Annotated in this window: 23 protein-coding genes; 8 read left to right on the top strand and 15 right to left on the bottom strand. The window is 40.8% G+C overall.

All coding sequences use genetic code 11. The features are described 5' to 3' along the window. Positions 1-197 precede the first annotated feature (197 nt). The 4 genes from F3741_02505 (at position 198) to F3741_02490 (ending at position 4437) form a co-directional block, all read left to right on the top strand. The gene (locus F3741_02505) at positions 198-623 is read left to right on the top strand and encodes an EVE domain-containing protein (GenBank protein MZG29669.1); all 426 of its coding nucleotides are present in this window, start codon (positions 198-200) and stop codon (positions 621-623) included. Positions 624-1118: 495 nt separating this feature from the next. Continuing rightward, positions 1119-1715 carry a hypothetical protein gene (locus F3741_02500; GenBank protein ID MZG29668.1) on the top strand — a complete coding sequence of 199 codons (597 nt, stop codon included), beginning with the start codon at positions 1119-1121 and terminating at the stop codon, positions 1713-1715. Between the two features lie 46 nt (positions 1716-1761). After that, complete coding sequence (locus tag F3741_02495; protein ID MZG29667.1) at positions 1762-2565, top strand: hypothetical protein; 804 nt, start codon at positions 1762-1764, stop codon at positions 2563-2565. Positions 2566-2736: 171 nt separating this feature from the next. Further along, positions 2737-4437 (top strand): GAF domain-containing protein, encoded by a 1701-nt coding sequence (locus F3741_02490; GenBank protein MZG29666.1) that lies wholly within the window; start codon positions 2737-2739, stop codon positions 4435-4437. A gap of 70 nt (positions 4438-4507) precedes the next feature. Here the strand turns inward: F3741_02490 and F3741_02485 are convergent, their stop codons facing one another. Further along, complete coding sequence (locus tag F3741_02485) at positions 4508-4750, bottom strand: hypothetical protein (protein MZG29665.1); 243 nt, start codon at positions 4748-4750, stop codon at positions 4508-4510. A 98-nt stretch (positions 4751-4848) separates the two neighbouring features. Between F3741_02485 and mgtE the strand changes: the two genes are divergently transcribed. Continuing rightward, positions 4849-6201: a magnesium transporter gene (mgtE, locus tag F3741_02480; protein MZG29664.1), complete on the top strand. Its 1353-nt coding sequence runs from the start codon at positions 4849-4851 to the stop codon at positions 6199-6201. A 4-nt stretch (positions 6202-6205) separates the two neighbouring features. Here mgtE and F3741_02475 read toward each other — a convergent pair whose 3' ends face one another. Next, entirely contained in the window at positions 6206-6451 is a 246-nt protein-coding gene (locus tag F3741_02475; GenBank protein MZG29663.1) for a hypothetical protein, read from the bottom strand. Positions 6452-6552: 101 nt separating this feature from the next. On the opposite strand from F3741_02475, the gene F3741_02470 reads away from it, so the two are divergent. Then, positions 6553-6768, top strand: a complete 216-nt coding sequence (locus tag F3741_02470) for a hypothetical protein (GenBank protein ID MZG29662.1) — start codon at positions 6553-6555, stop codon at positions 6766-6768. A gap of 6 nt (positions 6769-6774) precedes the next feature. Here F3741_02470 and F3741_02465 read toward each other — a convergent pair whose 3' ends face one another. From F3741_02465 to xerD, 13 genes are all read right to left on the bottom strand, one after another. After that, positions 6775-7059 (bottom strand): antibiotic biosynthesis monooxygenase, encoded by a 285-nt coding sequence (locus F3741_02465; protein MZG29661.1) that lies wholly within the window; start codon positions 7057-7059, stop codon positions 6775-6777. A 37-nt stretch (positions 7060-7096) separates the two neighbouring features. Next, complete coding sequence (locus tag F3741_02460) at positions 7097-8113, bottom strand: radical SAM protein (GenBank protein MZG29660.1); 1017 nt, start codon at positions 8111-8113, stop codon at positions 7097-7099. Positions 8114-8279: 166 nt separating this feature from the next. Continuing rightward, positions 8280-8687, bottom strand: a complete 408-nt coding sequence (locus tag F3741_02455; GenBank protein ID MZG29659.1) for a pentapeptide repeat-containing protein — start codon at positions 8685-8687, stop codon at positions 8280-8282. A gap of 98 nt (positions 8688-8785) precedes the next feature. After that, on the bottom strand, positions 8786-9508 hold the full coding sequence (rnc, locus tag F3741_02450) for a ribonuclease III (protein ID MZG29658.1): 723 nt from the start codon (positions 9506-9508) through the stop codon (positions 8786-8788). Between the two features lie 8 nt (positions 9509-9516). After that, a complete protein-coding gene (gene fabF / locus F3741_02445; protein ID MZG29657.1) occupies positions 9517-10758 on the bottom strand; it encodes a beta-ketoacyl-ACP synthase II in 1242 nt (413 codons plus the stop codon). A gap of 31 nt (positions 10759-10789) precedes the next feature. Further along, positions 10790-11023 (bottom strand): acyl carrier protein, encoded by a 234-nt coding sequence (gene acpP, locus F3741_02440; GenBank protein MZG29656.1) that lies wholly within the window; start codon positions 11021-11023, stop codon positions 10790-10792. A gap of 24 nt (positions 11024-11047) precedes the next feature. After that, entirely contained in the window at positions 11048-11788 is a 741-nt protein-coding gene (gene fabG / locus F3741_02435; protein ID MZG29655.1) for a 3-oxoacyl-[acyl-carrier-protein] reductase, read from the bottom strand. 25 nt (positions 11789-11813) lie between these two features. After that, positions 11814-12755 (bottom strand): ACP S-malonyltransferase, encoded by a 942-nt coding sequence (gene fabD, locus F3741_02430; protein MZG29654.1) that lies wholly within the window; start codon positions 12753-12755, stop codon positions 11814-11816. Next, on the bottom strand, positions 12749-13744 hold the full coding sequence (locus tag F3741_02425) for a ketoacyl-ACP synthase III (protein ID MZG29653.1): 996 nt from the start codon (positions 13742-13744) through the stop codon (positions 12749-12751). Before F3741_02425 ends, fabD begins: the two co-directional genes overlap by 7 nt. 21 nt (positions 13745-13765) lie before the next feature. After that, positions 13766-14887, bottom strand: a complete 1122-nt coding sequence (gene plsX / locus F3741_02420) for a phosphate acyltransferase PlsX (protein MZG29652.1) — start codon at positions 14885-14887, stop codon at positions 13766-13768. A gap of 82 nt (positions 14888-14969) precedes the next feature. Further along, positions 14970-15152, bottom strand: a complete 183-nt coding sequence (gene rpmF, locus F3741_02415) for a 50S ribosomal protein L32 (protein ID MZG29651.1) — start codon at positions 15150-15152, stop codon at positions 14970-14972. A gap of 9 nt (positions 15153-15161) precedes the next feature. Further along, a complete protein-coding gene (locus F3741_02410; GenBank protein ID MZG29650.1) occupies positions 15162-15686 on the bottom strand; it encodes a DUF177 domain-containing protein in 525 nt (174 codons plus the stop codon). Positions 15687-15889: 203 nt separating this feature from the next. Continuing rightward, positions 15890-16780 (bottom strand): site-specific tyrosine recombinase XerD, encoded by an 891-nt coding sequence (gene xerD, locus F3741_02405; GenBank protein ID MZG29649.1) that lies wholly within the window; start codon positions 16778-16780, stop codon positions 15890-15892. Between the two features lie 252 nt (positions 16781-17032). On the opposite strand from xerD, the gene typA reads away from it, so the two are divergent. Both typA and F3741_02395 read left to right on the top strand, forming a co-directional pair. Next, entirely contained in the window at positions 17033-18871 is a 1839-nt protein-coding gene (gene typA, locus F3741_02400; protein ID MZG29648.1) for a translational GTPase TypA, read from the top strand. A gap of 167 nt (positions 18872-19038) precedes the next feature. Continuing rightward, a complete protein-coding gene (locus tag F3741_02395; GenBank protein ID MZG29647.1) occupies positions 19039-20073 on the top strand; it encodes a class 1 fructose-bisphosphatase in 1035 nt (344 codons plus the stop codon). Positions 20074-20108 lie beyond the last annotated feature (35 nt).

Raw genomic sequence — 20108 nt, 5'->3', positions numbered from 1 at the left:
ATATGTGCCACCGGGAAAATGTATTTCAGTAAAACTTTCAATGAATTGGAAGTTGCCATTATATTTATTAAATAGGTGGGGGTCAATGAGATAATTCTCAATAGATTCTTTAAAAGTCCTTATATGACAGTAGTTTTCAAAATTTGCCCCCAAACCATTCACTTTGCTATAGAAAACCTCGTATCGGGATACAAAATATGACAAAAAATACATCTTTCTGGCTCGTGAAGCAGGAACCCTCACAATACAGTTGGGAACAATTTATAAAAGACGGGAAAACATACTGGGATGGTGTGCGTAACTATCAGGCACGTAACAACTTGAATGCCATGAAAAAGGGAGATCTGGTGTTCTTTTATCATAGCGTTACGGGAAAGGACATCAAAGGCATCGCAAAAGTTACACGTGAAGCTTATCCTGATCCTACCAGTGATGATCCGAGATGGCTGGTGGTCGACTTGAAACCGGTTAAGGCACTTCAGGAATCTGTCACCCTTGAAGAGATTAAGGCCCATAAGGATCTTCAGGATATAGCCCTGGTCAAACAATCACGTCTTTCTGTTATGCCTCTAACAAAAAAAGAAAGTCATATTATCCTCAAAATGGGTAAGACTTCTATCTAATCCCTTAATGATGATTTAAAGTATAGAAATTGAATTGACTTGAAAAAAATTGAAGTATAAATTTATCAAGCAATATTTTTTAATTAGAATCCCCAAAAATATTCCCTCTATTTAATGATCTTTCATCATATAAACTCTAAATACATGAGATAAGATATATGAAATCTGGCAAAATTCTGATTTTGATTATTAACCTATTGGTATTGATTAGTTGCTCGGGGGACAAACCTGATAATAAATCCCCAAGATCAACAGCAACAGACCCCCATGTTGAAGCAAAGCCTGTTGATCCTGCCCCAAACCCTACAAATTCTCAGAAATCACAACCGGATTTACATATAAGCGGTTCCCAAAATACTCATATTTCAGGTGCAGCTATAGGGTCAAGACATGTCAGCGGCCAATAAAGCTAAACAATTAAAAAACATGAAATCCATCTTAATATTTATTTTAATTTATTTGTTCTCTTCAATATCATTATCAATCGCAAGCCCAATGGAGAAATCAGCTTGCCTCAAAAAAGTGGGTGTCTTGAAGTTACCAAGAGAACAGGTAGCTGAATATGATGGGATTTGGGGACTCTTTCAGAAAAATGCAGAACTCCAAGATAATTCTGTTCAAGGGATTACTTTGGATAAATTAATCAACGCAATCCTTTTTAATCTGGAGTTTTTATGCAACACCATTGATGGGATCCCTTTTGACGAACTATCGGATTATGTCACTGTAAATCTGGCTGAGAAAGGTGAAGAAAAGTTCAGGCAGGAACTACTCAACCTTGGAAAAAATGAAGGGCAAATAGCAGTATGGTTTGAATTTGCTAAATTTGCCATAGCAAAACGTCATCGTTCCCTTGATCCCGAAAAAATCACACGCTCGATCCACTTGGCCCATCCATTTCTAGAAAGTTATTTGGAACTTGCCGAAAAAATAAATCGCAAAGAAGGCAAGAGCAATGCCGTTCAAGAGGCACAAAACCTGATAGACCAAATCCAGAAGTTTTTCGAAACAGACCCATATATGGCACAAGCTATTCACGAGAACTCCCAAATTCCATATGCTGATTGGGATGAAAACTATGGGGGCTCCTGAACTTTATGCGAATCGATTTCATTTTAATATCTAATTAGAGGAAATAATGAGTAATTTTTTAGTCATAGGCGGAACAGGAGTGATGGGAAGTGCAGCGATCCGAGCAATTCGGGAGAAGTATGGGGATTCAGCGAAAATACTGGCGAATTGGTATGGAAAAGAAGAGCCTGGTTTTACCATAGATGGTGCTGATGAAACGCTGTTTGGGGATATAAATGATCCGCAAGTACTAGATAAAATCAAAGCATTCGACAATGGTCAATTCGAAGCATTGTTTTATGCCACTGCCCTTGGTGAAGTGGGAGTCCCTATAGCTGAGGCCACTCCTGAATCAGTATCTCAATCCAATAAACTTTCATTTGATCCAATACCAAGGCTCGAATCAGAATTAGATATAAAAACAATCGTCACCTATTCTACGTTCTATGTGATCCGCCATCAACTTTCCACTTATGGAGCAATGGGTCATTCAAAGGAAGCGATTGAGAAATGGACTGTTGAAACAGGAAAATCCCGGCGTGTATGTATCCGTGCCGGCTTATTTGAGTCTCAATCATCCCGGGGTATTAAACTATTATTGAGAAAAACCGCAAAAAATCCTGATAACTTAAGAGATCCTTTACTCCGGTCCTATTTTGAAGGAAAAAGCTCTAAAGAAGGTATTCAGAAGTTTGAAGAAGGCATTTTTAATGAAGAAAAAGAGGCTTATGGAGATTGCAGAACTACTGCTGATGATTTATATCAATCCCATTTAAAGCTGTTTGAATCTCCAGAAGCTATTTTTATTAATGTCTGCGGAAAACGTATTTGGCTTTCAGATTCCCCTTTACTGCTTAAGGATTATTTATAAAATTCATGTTCTGTTGCAAAAATCCCCTGTTTTTCAATAGAAAACGCTATTGAGTTGAGTATTCGCAATAACAATAATTCATTTCAATTGATTTAACTTTGCTTTTATTTGATAATTGTGTATTCAATTATTTTGAAAACAAAGTACTTTCTCATTTATCCTTAATAAACTATGGATGTTAATGAAGCACAGAAGAAAGATGAGGCTGCAAAACCTCGTAGGTTTTCAAATGATGAAAACTTAAACACTCTTCTTAACAGTGTTGTTGACGAAGTGAGTGTTTACGCTGAGCGCCTGGGCGGACAAATCAAAAAGCTTTCTGATATAGGACGTGCCCTATCAGGTGTTTATGATTTGAACACTCTTCTTGAAATGATTGTTGATCAAGCTAGAAATTTTACTAATGCTGATGCAGGGACTTTATACATTGTTGAAAACAGTACCCTGCGGTTTCAAATAGTTCAAAATGATAGCTTAAAAATACGGATGGGGGGGAAAACCGGGGAAACCATCCCATTCCCACCTGTTGAAATGAAGGAGTCCAATGTTTCTGCTTTTGTCGCCTTAAAAGGGGTGTCTGTAAACATACCTGATGTATACGACACAGATCTTTTCGATTTTACCGGTCCTAAAAAGTTTGATAGTTCAACTGGGTATCGATCAAAATCCATGCTGGTTGTGCCTATGCGCAACCATGAAAACGATGTAATTGGTGTATTACAACTATTAAACGCAACCAATCCAAAAACCAATGAGGTGATCGCGTTTTCACAGGATTATGAAAACCTAAGCGAATCATTGGCATCTCAAGCAGCTGTTTCAATAACAAATGCCAAGCTCATATCCGATATGGGTGATTTGTTTGAAGCATTTGTAAAAGTTATGGCGACAGCCATTGATGAAAAATCTCCTGTTACAGGTGGGCACATCAGAAGAGTTGCAGAACTGACACTGACTATGGCTGAGGTAATCCATGACATCAAGGAAGGTCAATTTAAAGACATTACTTTCTCGCAAGATCAGTTATACGAACTAAGAATTGCGGCCTATATGCACGATATCGGAAAAGTCACAACGCCAGTGGAGATCGTTGAGAAGGCTAAAAAACTACAGACAATTTTTGATCGTATCCATTATGTTCGTTTGAGAATGGATTATATAATTCAAAAAATTAAACTGGAGGGGCAAAATAGTAAGATTGAGTTATTACAAAATGGAAATGACCCGGCCAAAATAAAATCATGTGAACAAGAAACACTCGAAAAAGTCGCAGAGATGGAAGAAATCAGGGATTTTGTTAACAAGTGTAACGAACCTGGCGAATTTCTTGAGGATGAAACTCTGGAAAGGCTCAAAGAATTGTCTAAGAGGACTTATCAGGACGAAGCAGGTGAAAGCCAACCTTTCTTAACTGAGGATGAGCTGTTAAACCTATCTATCAGACGGGGAAGCATAACAGAAGCGGAAAGGAAAAAAATGCAGGGTCATGCTGCTGTTACCCTGAAAATGTTAAAACAGATTCCTTTTACAAAGAAATTAAAAAATATCCCGAATTTTGCTGGAGCTCATCACGAATTCATCAACGGCAAAGGATACCCACTGGGATTGGCTGGGGATGAAATTCCATTTGAAGGAAAATTAATGGCTGTTACCGATATCGCAGAAGCATTAACCGCATCGGACAGACCTTATAAAAAAGCCATGCCCCTGGAAACTGTTTATCGAATTCTTCGCTCTATGGCAGAAAAAGGAGAACTCGACCCCAATCTGGTAGATCTTTTTATCGACAAAGAGGTTTATAAGATTTATCAGGAAAGACACGAAAATGGCGCTAATGAAAAGAAAAGTTCGGAAGCTGAAGTAAAATCTTAATCCTGCTTTTATCCAGTCAAACTATCACTCCCCCTAACCTTCTCCAAATAATATTTTGATTTGATTATTTTTATTTGCTCTTAGGCTTATAAGGTCCTGTGCGCAGATAATTATCATTCATTTTTACATGCTCATCAATCTGGGGAGTCTCCTGTTTCTCTGTATCGGGGTGACCATCCTCGAATTTTTTTGATAGAAGATCTTTAGTCTTATCTGATAGGATTAACGATCTGCGTTTACGGGCTTGGGTCTTTTTTTTCCCAAACGTTTTTTGATATCTTTTTTTGTCCTCATGGGACATATTCAGGATCATATTGCCTCGCAATTTAAAAATATAACATTTTAGAATTATAGCATTTTTTCTCTGAAAATCAGAATATGACAGTTTAAACCAGTTTCATAATAGTTTTTATGCATATTGAAAAAATAAAAACTGCTTTAAAAGAGCCGGAAATCAATGAGTCATTTTTGCGCTCTCTCATTATAGACCTTGATCACTTTGAATTAGCAAGAAGGCTGCACGAATTCAGCATTGAGCATAAAGTGCAGATTTTCCATCTTCTTGAAAGTGATGAGAAAAGGCAGGAGCTCCTCTATGAAACAGATATAGACAGTCGTCTTGAAATTCAAAAGTCCCTGGATCAGGATTATCTGGCCGCTCTCTTGGATGAAATGCCGGAAGATGAGGCAACTGACATCATCCAGGAGCTTCCTGATCAGACCCAGGAGGTGATCCTGGGCAAAATGGAGGCTGAGGATGCAGAAATAATCAAGGACTTGATAAAGTATGAAGAAGAAACAGCTGGTGGTCTAATGACTCCAGATTTCAATAAAGTTCATTTTGACAACAGAGCAGGTGACATCTTCACTAAAATCAGAAGAGAATCTAACAAGGAAATAATTCCATACTTTTATGTTGTTGATGAAAGTGACCAGTTGCTGGGTTTTTTCAAATTAAGAGATCTATTAAACATCCATACTTCCGCATTGGCTAAAGAGATTGTCCGCCCCGAAACCCCTAAAGTTCACCTGGATGATCCTTGCGAAAAAGTTGCCCAGGTCATGGGACAGGAGCATCTAAGCAGTTTGCCTGTTGTAGACAATAATAATGTAATTCAGGGAATCATCACTTTTGATGACGTAATACGTGCCATGCAAGACAGTGCCAGCGAAGATATATATACAATGGTTGGCACAGCTAAAGTTGACCCTTTTGCAAAAAAAATAAGAAATAAAATTATTGCGCGAATACCGTGGCTGTTCACAACATTTATTGGAGGACTGATCAGCGCATGGGTGCTTGGTCTGTATCAGACCACCCTGGCAGATTTTGCGGCGGTTATATTTTTTATTCCGTTTGTAATAGGTCTCGCAGGCAATGTAGGAATTCAGGGTGCTACCGTCATAGTCAGGGGGTTGGCAACTGGAGATATTCAAAAAGAAAATATTGCTACAGTGGTAAAAAGTGAACTTTCTGTTGGAATACTAAATGGAGTGATTTTTGGGTTGTTGTGTGGAGCCCTTGTTCATTTAGCCTCAGAATCGATCTTGCAGACAAACCCTGTTTTGGGTTTGGTGGTGGGCACAGGAATAGTTCTTGCTGTTTCGGTCGCCTCAATAATGGGTTCGTTAGCCCCTATTGTTTTCATAAACCTTGATATCGACCCCGCAATTAGCACTGGCCCTTTTATTACCGTTATCAATGATATACTTGGGTTGGCTATTTATCTTGCAACAGCGGCTTATTTCTTTTCAGTTTTGTGACAAATTATTCTTCTTCTGTAATTTCAACCTCTATTAAAGCGGTGTCTACTTCAACGTAGTCTCCTTCCATAACGTAAAACTCACTTATTATCCCTTCAACCTCTGATAACAGGGTAAAATAACCCTCAGAAATGATTTCAGCCACTGGGGTGCCAGGTGTAACCTTATCCCCTTTCCGGACAAGGTATTTATCAACCTTTCCAGAAGTCATGGTGTTGTACATGGCGGCCATAACAATATATTCCACCATTAGATATCCTCCAAACTATAGGTCTAAATGAAATTTACCAAAATTAGATTTTTCACAAGATAATTAAACAGTATAATGAATTATTTAACTTACAGATAACCATGAAACTAAGAACAGGCGACAGTCTTTATGAACCCTTCTCCAGGAATACTGGAGAAATTACTTCCATCATTGAGCATCCGGATGGAAAGATAGTCAAAGTTCGCTGGCGTATACCTGGCGAACTACCCCATGACACAGAACTTTTTTACAAAAAAGTTCAGCGATGTGTTCGAGATGGTTATTATGAACACACTCCAAAAAAGGACCCCGCCTAGCAGTTTTTAATGCTTATAGACAGTGTGAGAAGGACGCCCTGCAAGAATATTTTCTTTTCCCCAGTTCACCACATTCTTAAATTTATCCGATTGCATAAAGTCGTTGAATGCATCTTCAGAATTCCATTCAGAAACAATCAGGTAAGACTGCGCATCATTCACATCTTTATATAGAAAAGATTTTGAATGGCCTTCCATCTCGTTCATAACTTTTATGACCGCATCAAAAGCATCTTCAAAAACTTTTTCTTTACCGGGTATCATTTTATAATTCATTCCTATAGTAACCACATTTATCTCCTTTTTAGAAAACCAATAGTTAGAAAAGTCAGGCAACAAGTTCCAGCGTTTCGCTCGAACCATCCTGCTCAAAATTGATAGAGTTCATTCCAAATGTATTTTTTAATACAGCAACATTTTCTTTTTTATGCCCCAAAAATTGAGATATCTTTTTGGCCGGAACTTTGAAAGTTATAGACGATGGAACCTGTTCCAGGTTTCTGATCTTGTCTATCATCCGCTCACGAGCAATTCGGCTATCGACCAAATATCGAAATGAAGGGTGAAAAGGACCATCAACAAAATTATTCATTAATGATGAGTCAGGATGTAAACCCGCTCGTATAACCTTGATACCGGCTTGATTGAATTTAATCATAGCTTCTTTAACCGCCTCAATCATCCTTTCCAGATCCCAGGGCACATAAATTCCTTTCCGATACATATCATATAAAGCAGTATTTTTTACAACAAGTGTGGGATATATCCTTACAAAATCTGGCTTAAGCTCTATAACATCCATAACTGACTTGAGAAACTTTTGCTCACTATCCCCGGGAAGACCGGGCATCAACTGCAACCCCAACTGAAACTTCATAGTTCGGATAGTGTTTACAGCAGACTGAACAACATTAAATGGACATTCTCGACCCACCAGTTTTAATACTTCGCAGTCAGTGGACTGGATACCCAGTTCTACAGTTTTAACATGATATTGCCTCAACATAGATAAACGTGAGTTATCGATGAATAAGGCATGAGTAGAAACTCTTAATGATTGGATTTCTCCAGATATAATCCATGGCTGAACAGAGCTTAATAAATACTCCTGACGTTCAACAGGAATTCCAGTGAAACTACCTCCGTAAAAAGCCAGTTCCCTTTTTACGGTTAAAGGAGTTTCGTCCACTTCCCGAAAGTGAGTGCGCAAAGTCTCTCTCAACATCTTCCTGTCAGACTTCTTTTCAGCACCTGTGATTTTTTCTTGATTGCAAAAAGAGCAACGATAAGGGCAGCCTTCATGCGGAACAAATACTGGAATGACTAGTTGTTTTTTGTGTGTCACGAATATGATGTCAGCAAACAGAATTAATCAAAATAAGTTGGAAAGATAATTGAGGAACTGATTAAAGGATATCTTTTATCAGCTTTAGAGCTTCCTGATTTTGCATTATTGCGTCCTGAAATAACTTTAGCTGACTAATTAAGATAAGATATTGCTAAAGGGTCAACTATTTTTCCTGGCACTCACAACATCCATCATCAGTCCAGGTTACAGTAATATAATCAGGGAAAATAGTCTGTTTGTCAAAATTAGCCAATTCTATCTGATCACAGGTCAGATTGACAACTCCTTTGAGGTTGGCACCATGCAGGTAGGTGTCCATAAGCTCTGTCCCTTCCATATCAGCATCAGAAAGGTTGGCTTCGCTTAATACAGCGGCTGTCAAATCTGTTCCAATTAAGTTTGCATTACTAAGATCCGCTCGTATTAAATAAGCCGACGTCAAATCTGCATGGGCCAGGTTTGCGCCTTCAAGCTCCGCTCTCATTAATTTTGCGTTACAGAGATCCGCACCTTCCAGGTTGTGCTTTGACGCCTCAATTTCTTTTTTCTTTATAATCCATTCTTCGAGCATGATCTCGTATTACTTAAAAGTTTTATTCTGGGCCATTTAGTATCCAACTCTTCTAATTTTAAATCACACTATGTGAAAAAGTGAAATTAAAAGAATTCTCAGTTTTTAGGATAATCCGGAAAGCTTTCTATGGCCATTTTGGCAGCTGCCTGTTCGGCTTCCTTTTTACTTTTACCCAATCCTTGTCCTTTAACCTGGCTTTTTATCATCACAGCGACTTCAAACTTCTTGGCATGATCTGGACCTAATTCATTAATCACCTTGTAGGAAGGAGTGCAAATCCATTTTTCCTGTGTATATTCCTGCAATTCACTTTTAAAGTCTCTGAAAACGCCAGAGTGCGCAAAAGATGATATTTCTATTTCCAAGAGAGGAAGAAAAACCCTGGAAGCGGCCTCCAATCCACCATCTCTAAATAAAGCTCCTGCAACAGCTTCAAAAGCATCTGCAAGGATAGACGATTTATCTCTTCCTCCAGACAAGTCCTCACCCTTGCCCAGAAGAATATATTTACCCAATTCTATTTTCCGGGCGATTTTTGCCAGGCAACTTTCATTGACCACACCCGCACGAATTTTCGACAAGGTTCCTTCGGCATAGTCACTGTATTTACATACCAAGTAGTCACTTACTAAAACATCAAGTACAGAGTCGCCTAAAAATTCAAATCTTTCATTATGTTTTAAAGCTCCATTTCTTTCATTCACATATGATTTATGAGTGAGGGCTTTATTGAGGAGTCTCAGGTCAGAAAACTGATAACCAAGGGTGTCTTGAAGTGGTGCAACTTCATTTCTACGATCAGTGGATACTTCGATCATGATTGAAATTAATTTTGGAATTTTTTGAAAATTATTACTCCATTGGTTCCACCAAAACCAAAAGAATTGGAAACACACACATTCAGTTTTTTCTCACGAGCTTCATTCGGCACATAATCCAAGTCACATTCCGGATCCGGGGTTGTATAGTTGATGGTAGGGGGGATCATTTGTTTTTGTAGTGAAAGCAGGGTATAAATCGCTTCTACTCCCCCTGCAGCTCCCAACAAATGCCCTGTCATGGATTTAGTTGAACTGACTGCAAGCTTATAAGCATGATCTCCAAATGTGGTTTTAATAGCTTGGGTTTCAGTGGCATCGGCAGCAGTCGAGGTTCCATGAGCATTTATATAATCTACCTCTTCCCTGTTGATTCCTGCATTATTCAGGGCAAGCTTCATACAGCGTGAAGCGCCTTCTCCATTAGGCGAAGTTGCCGTTATGTGATGCGCATCACCATTAAGACCATACCCAATAATTTCCCCATAGATCCTGGCACCACGTTTTTTGGCAATTTCTAATTCCTCAAGAATGAGAACCCCACATCCCTCACCTATGACAAAGCCATCCCTGTCTTTATCGAATGGGCGACTGGCTCCCTGGGGGTTGTCATTACGGTGCGACAAAGCTTTAGCGGCATTAAAGCCAGCAATACAAAGTGGGGTGATAACCGATTCAGTACCCCCCGCAAACATCACATCCGCATCTCCATACTGGATGAGACGAGCGGCTTCTCCAATTGAGTGAGTCCCTGTAGCACAGGCCGTCACCACACAGGAATTCGGCCCTTTTGTTCCCATCAATATAGAAACCTGACCCGATGCCAGATTGGCAATAAGCATCGGAATAAAAAAAGGTGTGATTTTTTTTACACCGCGTTCCCGAATAATATCGTGATATTTTTCAATGGCAGGTAAGCCTCCCAGGCCAACTCCAATCATAACTCCGGCCCGTTCAGCATTCTTATCGTTGATCTCAATACCGGAATCTTCTAAAGCCATTTTGCTGCAGGCAACAGCATAATGGATAAACCGGTCCATCTTTTTTACTTCTTTACGATCTATGTATTCTTGTGGATCAAACCCCCTGACTTCTCCAGCAATCTTGACAGGAAAGTTTTCATCGGGAGTGAAGGTTTCAATGGAATCAACCCCAGAACGGCCTTCGAATAAAGCCGTTTCGTTTTCGCTCACTCCAAGACCAAGAGGCGATACGATCCCCAATCCAGTAACAACAACGCGTCTTTTCATGCATGCACCCTGGGGATTAAATGAAGGTCAATTAGTTGGTACGGCTGGTAATATAACTTGTTGCGTCTTGAACCGTTGCTATTTTCTCAGCCTCTTCATCTGGAATTTCGATATCAAACTCCTCCTCAAGCGCCATAACCAATTCCACAGTATCGAGGGAATCTGCTCCGAGGTCGTCGATAAATGAAGCTTCCGCGGTAACCTGCTTTTCATCAACACCTAACTGATCAACAATGATTTCTTTAACTTTCTCTTCAACTGACATAATTATTAAAACTCCTTGTTGGAATCACATCAACATACCACCATTTAAATTAATGACCTGCCCTGTAATATAACTAGACCTGTCAGATACTAAAAAAGCTACACAACGCGCTACATCCTCAGGCAGTCCCAGTCTTGCAAGTGGAATCTGCTCAATCAATTTCTGACGCACATCCTCAGCCAAAACCCGTGTCATTTCCGTATCTATAAAACCGGGTGCTATGGCATTAACCCTTATTCCCCTGGATGCTACTTCTCTTGCCAGAGTTTTTGTCAAGCCAATTACTCCGGCCTTGGAAGATGAGTAGTTTGCTTGCCCAAAATTACCCATCACTCCAACGATTGAAGCTATGTTAACAATAACTCCGGATTTTTGTTTCATCATCTGCTTTGCAGCCTGCTGGCTGCAAAGAAAACTCCCTTTGAGGTTGATATTGAGAACCAGGTCCCAATCACTTTCTTTCATCCTCACCATCAAACCATCGCGGGTAATTCCTGCGTTATTAACCAGAATGTCTACCGGTTTCCTGTCCTTTGAAATCGAATCAAAAACCTGTTGCACCTCTTCTGCGTTGGACACATCAATTTTAACAGCCGAGGCAGAACCTCCATTACTATTGATCGAGTCCGCAGCAGCCTGAGATCCTTCCAGATTCACATCACCAAGAACAACATGTGCACCTTCACGGGACAACTCTTCACTGATGGTTTTGCCAATACCCTGAGCTCCACCTGTGACCAAAGCTACCTTGTCCTGCAGTTCCATTTAACACCCCACTTGAACAATTAAATCAATTACCTTTCAGGGTAGCCAGGGTTTGCAACAAGCTTTCTCGGTCACCCACTTGAAAACAAGCAATGTCCCTATTAAATCTCTTCATCAGGCCAGACAAGACTTTACCCGAACCCAGCTCAACAACCCTCTCAATACCCTGATCAACCAATACCTGCATTGTTTCTGACCAACGTACGGGGGAACAAACCTGTTTAACAAGGGCTGATCTTGCATCGCTGCCTTTTGTGATGGGTTGGGCCTCGATGTTGGTGATTACAGGTATGGACAAATCAAAAAACTCAGTTTGTTCCAATTCTTTTTGAAGTTTAACCTCAGCCGGCTTCATAAGAGCACTGTGAAAAGGGGCACTCACCGGCAAAGGCACTGCCTTTTTTGCTCCAGCCTCCAAGGCTTTTGCAGATACCTGCTCTACAGCCTCCTTATGGCCCGCAATAACCGTTTGTACCGGGCTGTTCAAGTTAGCAGGTTGGACAACAGAAGATTCTGTGGAAACCTGATCGCACAATTCCTGTAGGGAGTCAATCGGCAATCCAATAATAGCGGCCATAGTCCCTACACCTACAGGAACCGCTTCCTGCATGAACTGGCCTCTCAACCTGACCAATCTCACCGCATCCTTAAATTGAAGGGCACCCGCAGCAACCAGAGCTGAAAATTCACCCAGGCTATGGCCCGCTGCAACTACCGAATCTATACCATTTTCCCTTAGTATTTTCAAGGCCATTGTACTGTGTACCAGTAGTGCTGGCTGAGTGTTTTCAGTTAACTTTAAAGTTTCTTCAGGGCCATTAAAACAGATACTTGCAATGTCAAACCCTAAAACATCGTTGGCCTCTTGCATTAGTTCACGAGCAGCTGGTAAATGGTCATAAAAGTCTTTCCCCATTCCAACAAACTGGGACCCCTGCCCTGGAAAAACAAAAGCTGTTTTTACCATTTAATCACCGCCGATCCCCAGGTCAACCCCGCACCAACAACTCCTAACATGGTTGTATCCCCTGACTTAATACGTCCGCTTCGCCTGGCTTCATCAAGCCCAATGGGTATTGAAGCACCAGAGGTATTTCCATACTTGTGAATGTTCATGAATACTTTTTCCATGGGGAATTTCAACCTCTCTGCAACCGCACTTATTATTCTTTGATTAGCCTGGTGAGGAACCAGAAGTTCAACATCTTCAGTGCTTAACTCATTGGCCCCCAAGGCTTCACGTATAACATCCGTCATCCTTTTAACCGCAACCTTGAATGTTGCATTTCCTGACATTTTAATAAAATATTTTTTATCAGTGATATCTTGCTTATTCACTCCTGTTCTCCCAATCCCGCCTGGAACACAGATGAGATCCGACAACCGACCATCTGAATAAATATGAGTGGACAAAATTCCTTTTGGTTCTTTCTGGTCTACCTTTTTTAACAGTAGAGCTCCTGCCCCATCTCCAAATAAAATGCAGGTGGATCTGTCTGTCCAGTCAACTATTCTGGAGTTGACTTCACTTCCAATGAGCAAAACATTTTCGTAACGCCCATTTTTCAAATATTGCTCGACAATTGAAAGCCCGAAAACATAGCCTGAGCATACTGCTGATATATCATAAGCAGCAGCTTTGAAAGCTTGCAGTTCATTTTGCACAAAACAGGCTGTTGAAGGAAATAATACGTCAGGGCTGGAAGTGCAGACTATAATTAAATCTACCTCATCAGGGCCAATACCTCCCTCTTCCAAAGCCTGTTTTGCGGCTTTTGCCGCCATCGTTGAAGCCGATTCATGTTCCGCCGCAATTCTTCGCTCACTAATGCCTGTACGTTCAATGATCCACTCATTAGATGTATCCAGAATTTTTTCAAGGTCTTGGTTGGTGAGAACTTTTTCTGGTAGATAAGCACCCGTACCTGCGATTACAGCCTTATAAGTATTGATCATCAGAATAAGAAGTTGTCAGGTTTAGTCAGTGCTTTTATCATTATTTTGATCAGAAATTGGTTCTTCCTTTTGAGGTTCTTCAGAATCACCTCCGAAAGCCATATTTTTAATTTGTTTCCAAATAGTACCTTTTGCGGCCTCAACGTCCATCAAATTGGATTCGATATCTTCACGAATATGAGCATTGATATTTTTCTCGCTTAATTCTCGAGCACAGTTGATGGCATTTTTTATGGCCTTGGGGGACGAACTACCATGAGCAATGATGACAACACCATTCACACCTAATAAGGGCGCCCCGCCCGTCTCTGAATAATCAACCTTTTTCTTGAACTGGTCCAACTGAGGTTTTAACAGCAAATACCCCAACTTGCTGAGCCAATTAGTTTGAAACATTCGCTTGAGGTTTGTTCCAATCATTTCAGCAAGGCTTTCGCTAATTTTGAGTGCCACATTTCCAGTGAAACCGTCACAAACGATTACATCTGCATTACCCCTGTATACCTCCTTGCCTTCCACATTTCCAATAAAGTTGATATGACTGGACTTGAGCATTTGAAAAGCCTCTTTGACGATTTCGTTGCCCTTGCCGTCTTCTTCCCCGATACTCAGCAATCCAACACGGGGCTTTTCCTTGCCCAGTATGTATTCAGCGAAAACATGCCCCATTATGCCAAATTGAAATAACTGGCTGGTTTTGCAGTCTACATTTGCTCCTGCATCAAGAAGAATCGCGTTGCCTTTCAAAGTGGGTAATTGAATTGTAATAGCAGGTCTGTCGACTCCATTCAAAGGCCTTAAAATTAACGTAGAATAAGCAAGAACGGCACCGGTATTACCGGCACTTAAAAAAGCCGATGCGGTACCATCTTTGACAAGGTCTAAACCAATTTTCATTGAGGATTTGCGCTTCGAACGCAGGACCTTGCCCGGGCTGTCGTGCATTTCTACGACTTCATCGGCGTGGACGACCTGAATCGGAAGGTTGTGATCGGGGTCGAATTTTTCTAAAACCTTATGAACCTGATCGGATATTCCGGTAAGAATGATTTCCGTTTCATATTCCCTAGCCGCCATAACCGCACCTTCAACAGCGGCTTCCGGAGCGTGATCGCCCCCCATCGCGTCAACCACGATCTTCATTTCTGGGTGTGGCTCCTTTCCGGCGAGCGTTGGGTATAATCTAGAGGGAAACTAATAACCAGTTATTGAGACAAGTAAGGTTTTAAACAGATTCGACTTCCATCACCTCTTTGCCCTTATAATATCCGCAATGCGCACAAATATGATGCGGACGAGCCATTTCATGACACTGAGGGCACTCGACAAAGGATGGAGCGCCCAGCCCATCATGAGACCGACGCATTCCCTGTTTTGATTTAGATGTTTTCTTCTTTGGGACAGCCATAATATCTCCCTATTTCAACTTGTCTTTTAATTGTTGTAATACAGCCAATCGCGGATCGAATGATCCTTCTTTTTCACAGCCGCAGTTTGTTTCATTAAGGTTTGCTCCACATTCTGGGCATAACCCTGCACAATCTTCCCGACACAAAGCAACTTGCGGCAGGCTCAATAATATCAAATCTCGAACTGGACAGGACAAGTCAATTTGACCCTCATCATAATATTCCTGTTCAACATCCAAGTCTGTAAGTTCAATTTCATCAGGTAGGTTATTATCTTCTACTCTGGGGATGAAATGAGCCTTAAGTTTTCCATTCACTGTAAAGTTAAAATCTTTCAAACATCTGGCGCATGTAACATGGAGCCCTGTTTGCACCCTGCCCTGACATAAAATCTCTGGGCCGATTTTTTCCAACCTTCCCTGAATCTTGATATCTTCAGTTAATGTACAGTCATCAATACTGAAGTGTTCTTTTGACTCACGCAACTCAAAATCCAGACCTTCTTCATAAATATGCTCAATATCAAAAATCATGGTTCGAAAAGCCTTTGAATTCAAACCCTTTACATTTCCGGAAGCCAATTCAGAAGGAGGGAAAAAAATTGAATGTTAGCTTTTCTAGTAATTTCAGTCAAGAAAATAATTCCCACCAGACATGAAGCCAACAAAAACCACTGAGCGTGGGGCCCAAAAAGACCGGCTAGCCGACGATAGTTGCTGAAGTCTGGAACAGCTTTTTAAAAAGCTCCCGAGCCTCTCGGGTGGAACCGGTCATGAACTTCAAGCATTCTTTTATCAAGGACATGAGTGTAAATTTGCGTGGTAGAGATATCTGAATGCCCTAACATCTGCTGCACTGACCTCAAATCTGCTCCTCTATCCAGCAAATGAGTGGCAAATGCATGTCGTAATGTGTGAGGTGATACATCGGTTTTTATATTGCACTGTTTTACATAATTTTTAAGTATTTTCCAGAATCCTTGCCGTGTCATGGGTTTGGCTCGCCGGGTCAGGAACAATTCTTCAACTTTATGCCCTTTGGCAAGCACAGGTCTTGAGTTTAATAAGTAGTCTTCCAAGACCTTTCTCGCAACCATGCCTATGGGAACAATTCGTTCTTTACTGCCTTTTCCCATGGTTCTTAAACAACCAGCAAGCATATCGAGATTATTGCCTTTCACAGAAACAAGTTCTGACACTCGCATTCCAGTCGCATAGAGCACTTCAAGCATCGCCTGATCTCTGAGGCCAATAACTGTTCCTGTATCAGGGCAATTTAAAAGTTTTTCAACATCTGAAATCGATAATACATTAGGGAGCTTTCTTAGCCTTCCAGGAGTTTCCAGAATTTCAGCGGGATTATTTTTGAGTTGCTTATCCTGAAAAAGATAACGGTAAAAAGACTTTATCGATGACAAACTCCGCGCAATGGAAGATGGTGACAACTCCTCATCACGCAATGAAAGAAGAAAACCGCGGATATCGTTAGTTGTAAGATCAAACAGGTCTTTATCTGAAAAAAATCTTGCAAAACGGCTTAAATCCCTACAATAGGCCTCAATTGTATTGGGAGATTGCCTTTTTTCGATTCTCAAATAATCGGAATATTCTTTAACCAAAGGGTTCATACAGAAATTATCATATAAAAATCAATAAGTTACAATTCTTATTTTCCTCTAGGTAAATTTCAACCAATCTGCTAAACTCGATAACTTGATTTGTTAAGACTGAAATTTTTAGCGCAATGAAACTAACCCTTTATTGGTTTTTACCCTTCCATAAGCTTAGGATTATTTAACCTCTCTGCAGGTCGCTTTCTATTTCCCGTTTGTCCAAACTGAATCGTACATCAATTAATTAACAACTACACTTAGACAACTATGTTGAATCAGGAGTTTATCAGAAATATTGGGATTATCGCCCATGTTGACCATGGGAAAACCACTTTGGTCGATTGCCTTCTAAAGCAAAGCGGTATGTTCCGGGATAGTGAACTCTCGGAAAGCTGCATCATGGACAGCAACGAACTGGAAAAAGAACGGGGGATCACAATATTCTCAAAAAATGCGGCGATAAACTACAAGGGATACAAGATCAATATCGTTGACACACCAGGACATGCTGACTTTGGGGGTGAAGTAGAAAGAATTTTAAAAATGGTCAGCGGAGTATTACTCCTGGCTGATGCGGTAGAAGGTCCAATGCCTCAAACAAGATTCGTATTAAAAAAATCTCTTGAACTTGGTTTAAAGCCAATTGTTGTTGTTAATAAAATTGACCGGCCGGCAGCGCGGGTAGAAAAAGTAGTCGACGAAGTTTTTGATTTATTCGTTGAACTGGGCGCAAATGATGAACAATTGGATTTTTCTGTTATCTATACATCTGCCAAACAAGGTATTTCCAGGTTGAATCCAGATGACCCGGATAGTGATATCACCCCTCTTCTCGATATGATTATCGAAAAAGTTCCCGCTAGCGAGGGTGATTCCGAAGGTCCTTTTCAAATGCTGGTATCATCGATGGATTACGATGATTACGTGGGAAGAATAGCAATAGGAACAATAACACGTGGCAAAATTCAAGCAAAAACCAGCTACACGCAAATTGATCGCGAAGGGAATAAACAGGTTTTTTCCCTTTCAAAATTATATACTTATCAGGGATTATCAAAAGTAGAGTCTGAATCCGCAACCACTGGCGATATCATCGGCATAGCGGGAATGAAGGAAGTCGAGATTGGTGAGACCATTGCTGATAACAATTGTCCAGAGCCACTGCCTGTCATTGAAATAGACGAACCAACTTTATCCATTCACTTTTCTTCAAACACCTCTCCTTTTGCTGGCCGGGAGGGTGAGTTTGTAACATCCAGACAAGTACGGGACCGTTTATTCAGGGAAACGCGATCCAATGTTTCTCTCAGGGTTGAAGAAACAGACACTCAGGACACTTTCAAGGTTTCCGGTAGAGGTGAATTACATTTAACTATTTTGATAGAGACCATGCGCCGTGAAGGTTATGAGTTTTCCATCTCCCGCCCAGAAGTATTGGTCAAAAATGTAGACGGAGTTCCGCATGAGCCGGAAGAGTTTGTCATCCTTGATGTTGATGAGGCTTATTTGGGTGCCGTAATGGAATCCATGGGAAAACGCAAAGGCACTTTACAAAATATGGATCAAGGAGAAACCACAGCCAGGCTTGAATTTGTCATTCCCACCCGCGGCCTTTTTGGGTTTCGTTCTGAATTCTTAACCTTGACCAAGGGAACAGGAATCATCAACCGTACCTTTCATAAGTTTATTCCGCATTGTGGAGATATTGCCCAGCGAATCAATGGTGCATTGATAGCAATGGAAGATGGCAAATCTACCGGGTTCTCTCTTTTCAATCTTCAGGATAGAGGCTCTATGTTTGTCGGGGCCGGTGAAGAGCTATATGCGGGAATGATTGTGGGTGAGAACAAAAAAGACAACGATCTAGTGGTTAATCTTTGCAAGGAAAAAAAACTGACCAATATGCGGGCAGCCGGGTCAGATGTGAATATTATTCTAACCCCACCTGTAGTTATGAGCCTCGAGCAAATCCTTGGTTTTCTGAATGAAGACGAACTAGCGGAGATCACACCAAAAAGCATACGCTTGCGTAAGAAGATTTTGAATGAAAATGACAGGAAGAGATACCAGAAAACACTGAATAATATTCCCGTTTCCACATCATGATTTCCATTTTCATTGCCCTGTTATTTGAAATGTTGTAAAATCAGCTACCTTTCAAATGTAATAGGGTTTTTCGAAATACGTATTTCGTTATTCAATCCCTTCAGACAATTTCGACAAGCAAGCCTACTGTAACGCAATATAAACATTTAGCCAATAACTGACTCCTTATGGAACACACAACCTTGGTTCAACACATCAGGCAACAGGAAAAAGTTACTCCCGGTGCAACGGGAGAATTTACCAGCCTGATGAATGAGATCATGGTAGCGGCAAAAATTATTTCCCAGGAAGTCAATAGTGCAGGAATCGGGGAAGATATTTTCGGGCTTACGGGAAAGATAAATGTACAAGGAGAAGAAGTAAAAAAACTCGATGAGTTTGCCGACATCACATTTACCAAAATAATTGGGCAATCAGGCACAGTTTGCGCAATTACTTCCGAAGAAAGAGAAGATGCTTATATCATTCCACCTGAAGATAATCCCGGTAAATATATATTTATGATGGATCCCCTGGATGGATCTTCCAACATCGATGTGAACGTAAGTATTGGAACTATATTTTCTATATATCGCAAGAAAAGTCCCGGGGACCAGATTACGGATGAAGACCTGATGCAAAAAGGAGATGAGCAAATTGCCGCAGGTTATATTGCATATGGATCCAGCACAATATTCGTGTACACAACGGGCAACGGTGTTCATGGGTTCACACTCGACCCTGCACTGGGTGAGTTTTTTCTTTCGCATCCAGATCTGGTCATACCTGACAAGGGATCCACCTACAGCATTAATGAAGGAAACTGGGTCGTCTGGGATGAACCGCAAAAAGATCTGGTGGCCTATTTGAAAGAAGACGCCTCATCTTCAGGCCGCCCTTACAAGTTACGTTATATAGGTTCTCTGGTTGCTGATTTTCACAGAACTTTATTAAAGGGTGGGATTTTCATGTATCCGCATGATACGAAAAGTCCTAACGGTAAGTTAAGATTTTCCTTTGAAGCCGCCCCACTTGCGTTCATTGTGGAGCATGCTGGTGGTAAAGCATCTACAGGGAAACAACGTATATTGGATATTACACCATCAGGAATTCATGATCGGCTGCCACTGTTCATTGGAAGTAAAGAAGATGTGGAATTGGCAGAACAACGTCTGGCAACCTCAGTAAAAAAAGGTGGCTGGTTTAAGTGGCTGAACGGTTAACCTGATACAGTTGACAGGCATTAAATTTCATTCTT

The organism is Nitrospinota bacterium (assembly GCA_009873635.1).
Classification (GTDB): Bacteria; Nitrospinota; Nitrospinia; order Nitrospinales; family VA-1; genus LS-NOB.
The sequence above is the reverse complement of the archived record's forward strand: the minus strand, read 5'-3'. Positions and strand labels throughout refer to the sequence as shown.

What these genes read in the sequence shown, in the direction of transcription:
- F3741_02505 (MZG29669.1), top strand. Translation starts at nt 198, where the DNA reads ATGACAAAAAATACATCTTTCTGGCTCGTGAAGCAGGAACCCTCACAA.
- F3741_02500 (MZG29668.1), top strand. Translation starts at nt 1,119, where the DNA reads ATGGAGAAATCAGCTTGCCTCAAAAAAGTGGGTGTCTTGAAGTTACCA.
- F3741_02495 (MZG29667.1), top strand. Translation starts at nt 1,762, where the DNA reads ATGAGTAATTTTTTAGTCATAGGCGGAACAGGAGTGATGGGAAGTGCA.
- F3741_02490 (MZG29666.1), top strand. Translation starts at nt 2,737, where the DNA reads ATGGATGTTAATGAAGCACAGAAGAAAGATGAGGCTGCAAAACCTCGT.
- F3741_02485 (MZG29665.1), bottom strand. Translation starts at nt 4,750, where the DNA reads ATGATCCTGAATATGTCCCATGAGGACAAAAAAAGATATCAAAAAACG.
- mgtE (MZG29664.1), top strand. Translation starts at nt 4,849, where the DNA reads ATGCATATTGAAAAAATAAAAACTGCTTTAAAAGAGCCGGAAATCAAT.
- F3741_02475 (MZG29663.1), bottom strand. Translation starts at nt 6,451, where the DNA reads ATGGTGGAATATATTGTTATGGCCGCCATGTACAACACCATGACTTCT.
- F3741_02470 (MZG29662.1), top strand. Translation starts at nt 6,553, where the DNA reads ATGAAACTAAGAACAGGCGACAGTCTTTATGAACCCTTCTCCAGGAAT.
- F3741_02455 (MZG29659.1), bottom strand. Translation starts at nt 8,687, where the DNA reads ATGCTCGAAGAATGGATTATAAAGAAAAAAGAAATTGAGGCGTCAAAG.
- rnc (MZG29658.1), bottom strand. Translation starts at nt 9,508, where the DNA reads ATGATCGAAGTATCCACTGATCGTAGAAATGAAGTTGCACCACTTCAA.
- fabF (MZG29657.1), bottom strand. Translation starts at nt 10,758, where the DNA reads ATGAAAAGACGCGTTGTTGTTACTGGATTGGGGATCGTATCGCCTCTT.
- acpP (MZG29656.1), bottom strand. Translation starts at nt 11,023, where the DNA reads ATGTCAGTTGAAGAGAAAGTTAAAGAAATCATTGTTGATCAGTTAGGT.
- fabG (MZG29655.1), bottom strand. Translation starts at nt 11,788, where the DNA reads ATGGAACTGCAGGACAAGGTAGCTTTGGTCACAGGTGGAGCTCAGGGT.
- fabD (MZG29654.1), bottom strand. Translation starts at nt 12,755, where the DNA reads ATGGTAAAAACAGCTTTTGTTTTTCCAGGGCAGGGGTCCCAGTTTGTT.
- F3741_02425 (MZG29653.1), bottom strand. Translation starts at nt 13,744, where the DNA reads ATGATCAATACTTATAAGGCTGTAATCGCAGGTACGGGTGCTTATCTA.
- plsX (MZG29652.1), bottom strand. Translation starts at nt 14,887, where the DNA reads ATGAAGATCGTGGTTGACGCGATGGGGGGCGATCACGCTCCGGAAGCC.
- rpmF (MZG29651.1), bottom strand. Translation starts at nt 15,152, where the DNA reads ATGGCTGTCCCAAAGAAGAAAACATCTAAATCAAAACAGGGAATGCGT.
- F3741_02410 (MZG29650.1), bottom strand. Translation starts at nt 15,686, where the DNA reads ATGATTTTTGATATTGAGCATATTTATGAAGAAGGTCTGGATTTTGAG.
- xerD (MZG29649.1), bottom strand. Translation starts at nt 16,780, where the DNA reads ATGAACCCTTTGGTTAAAGAATATTCCGATTATTTGAGAATCGAAAAA.
- typA (MZG29648.1), top strand. Translation starts at nt 17,033, where the DNA reads ATGTTGAATCAGGAGTTTATCAGAAATATTGGGATTATCGCCCATGTT.
- F3741_02395 (MZG29647.1), top strand. Translation starts at nt 19,039, where the DNA reads ATGGAACACACAACCTTGGTTCAACACATCAGGCAACAGGAAAAAGTT.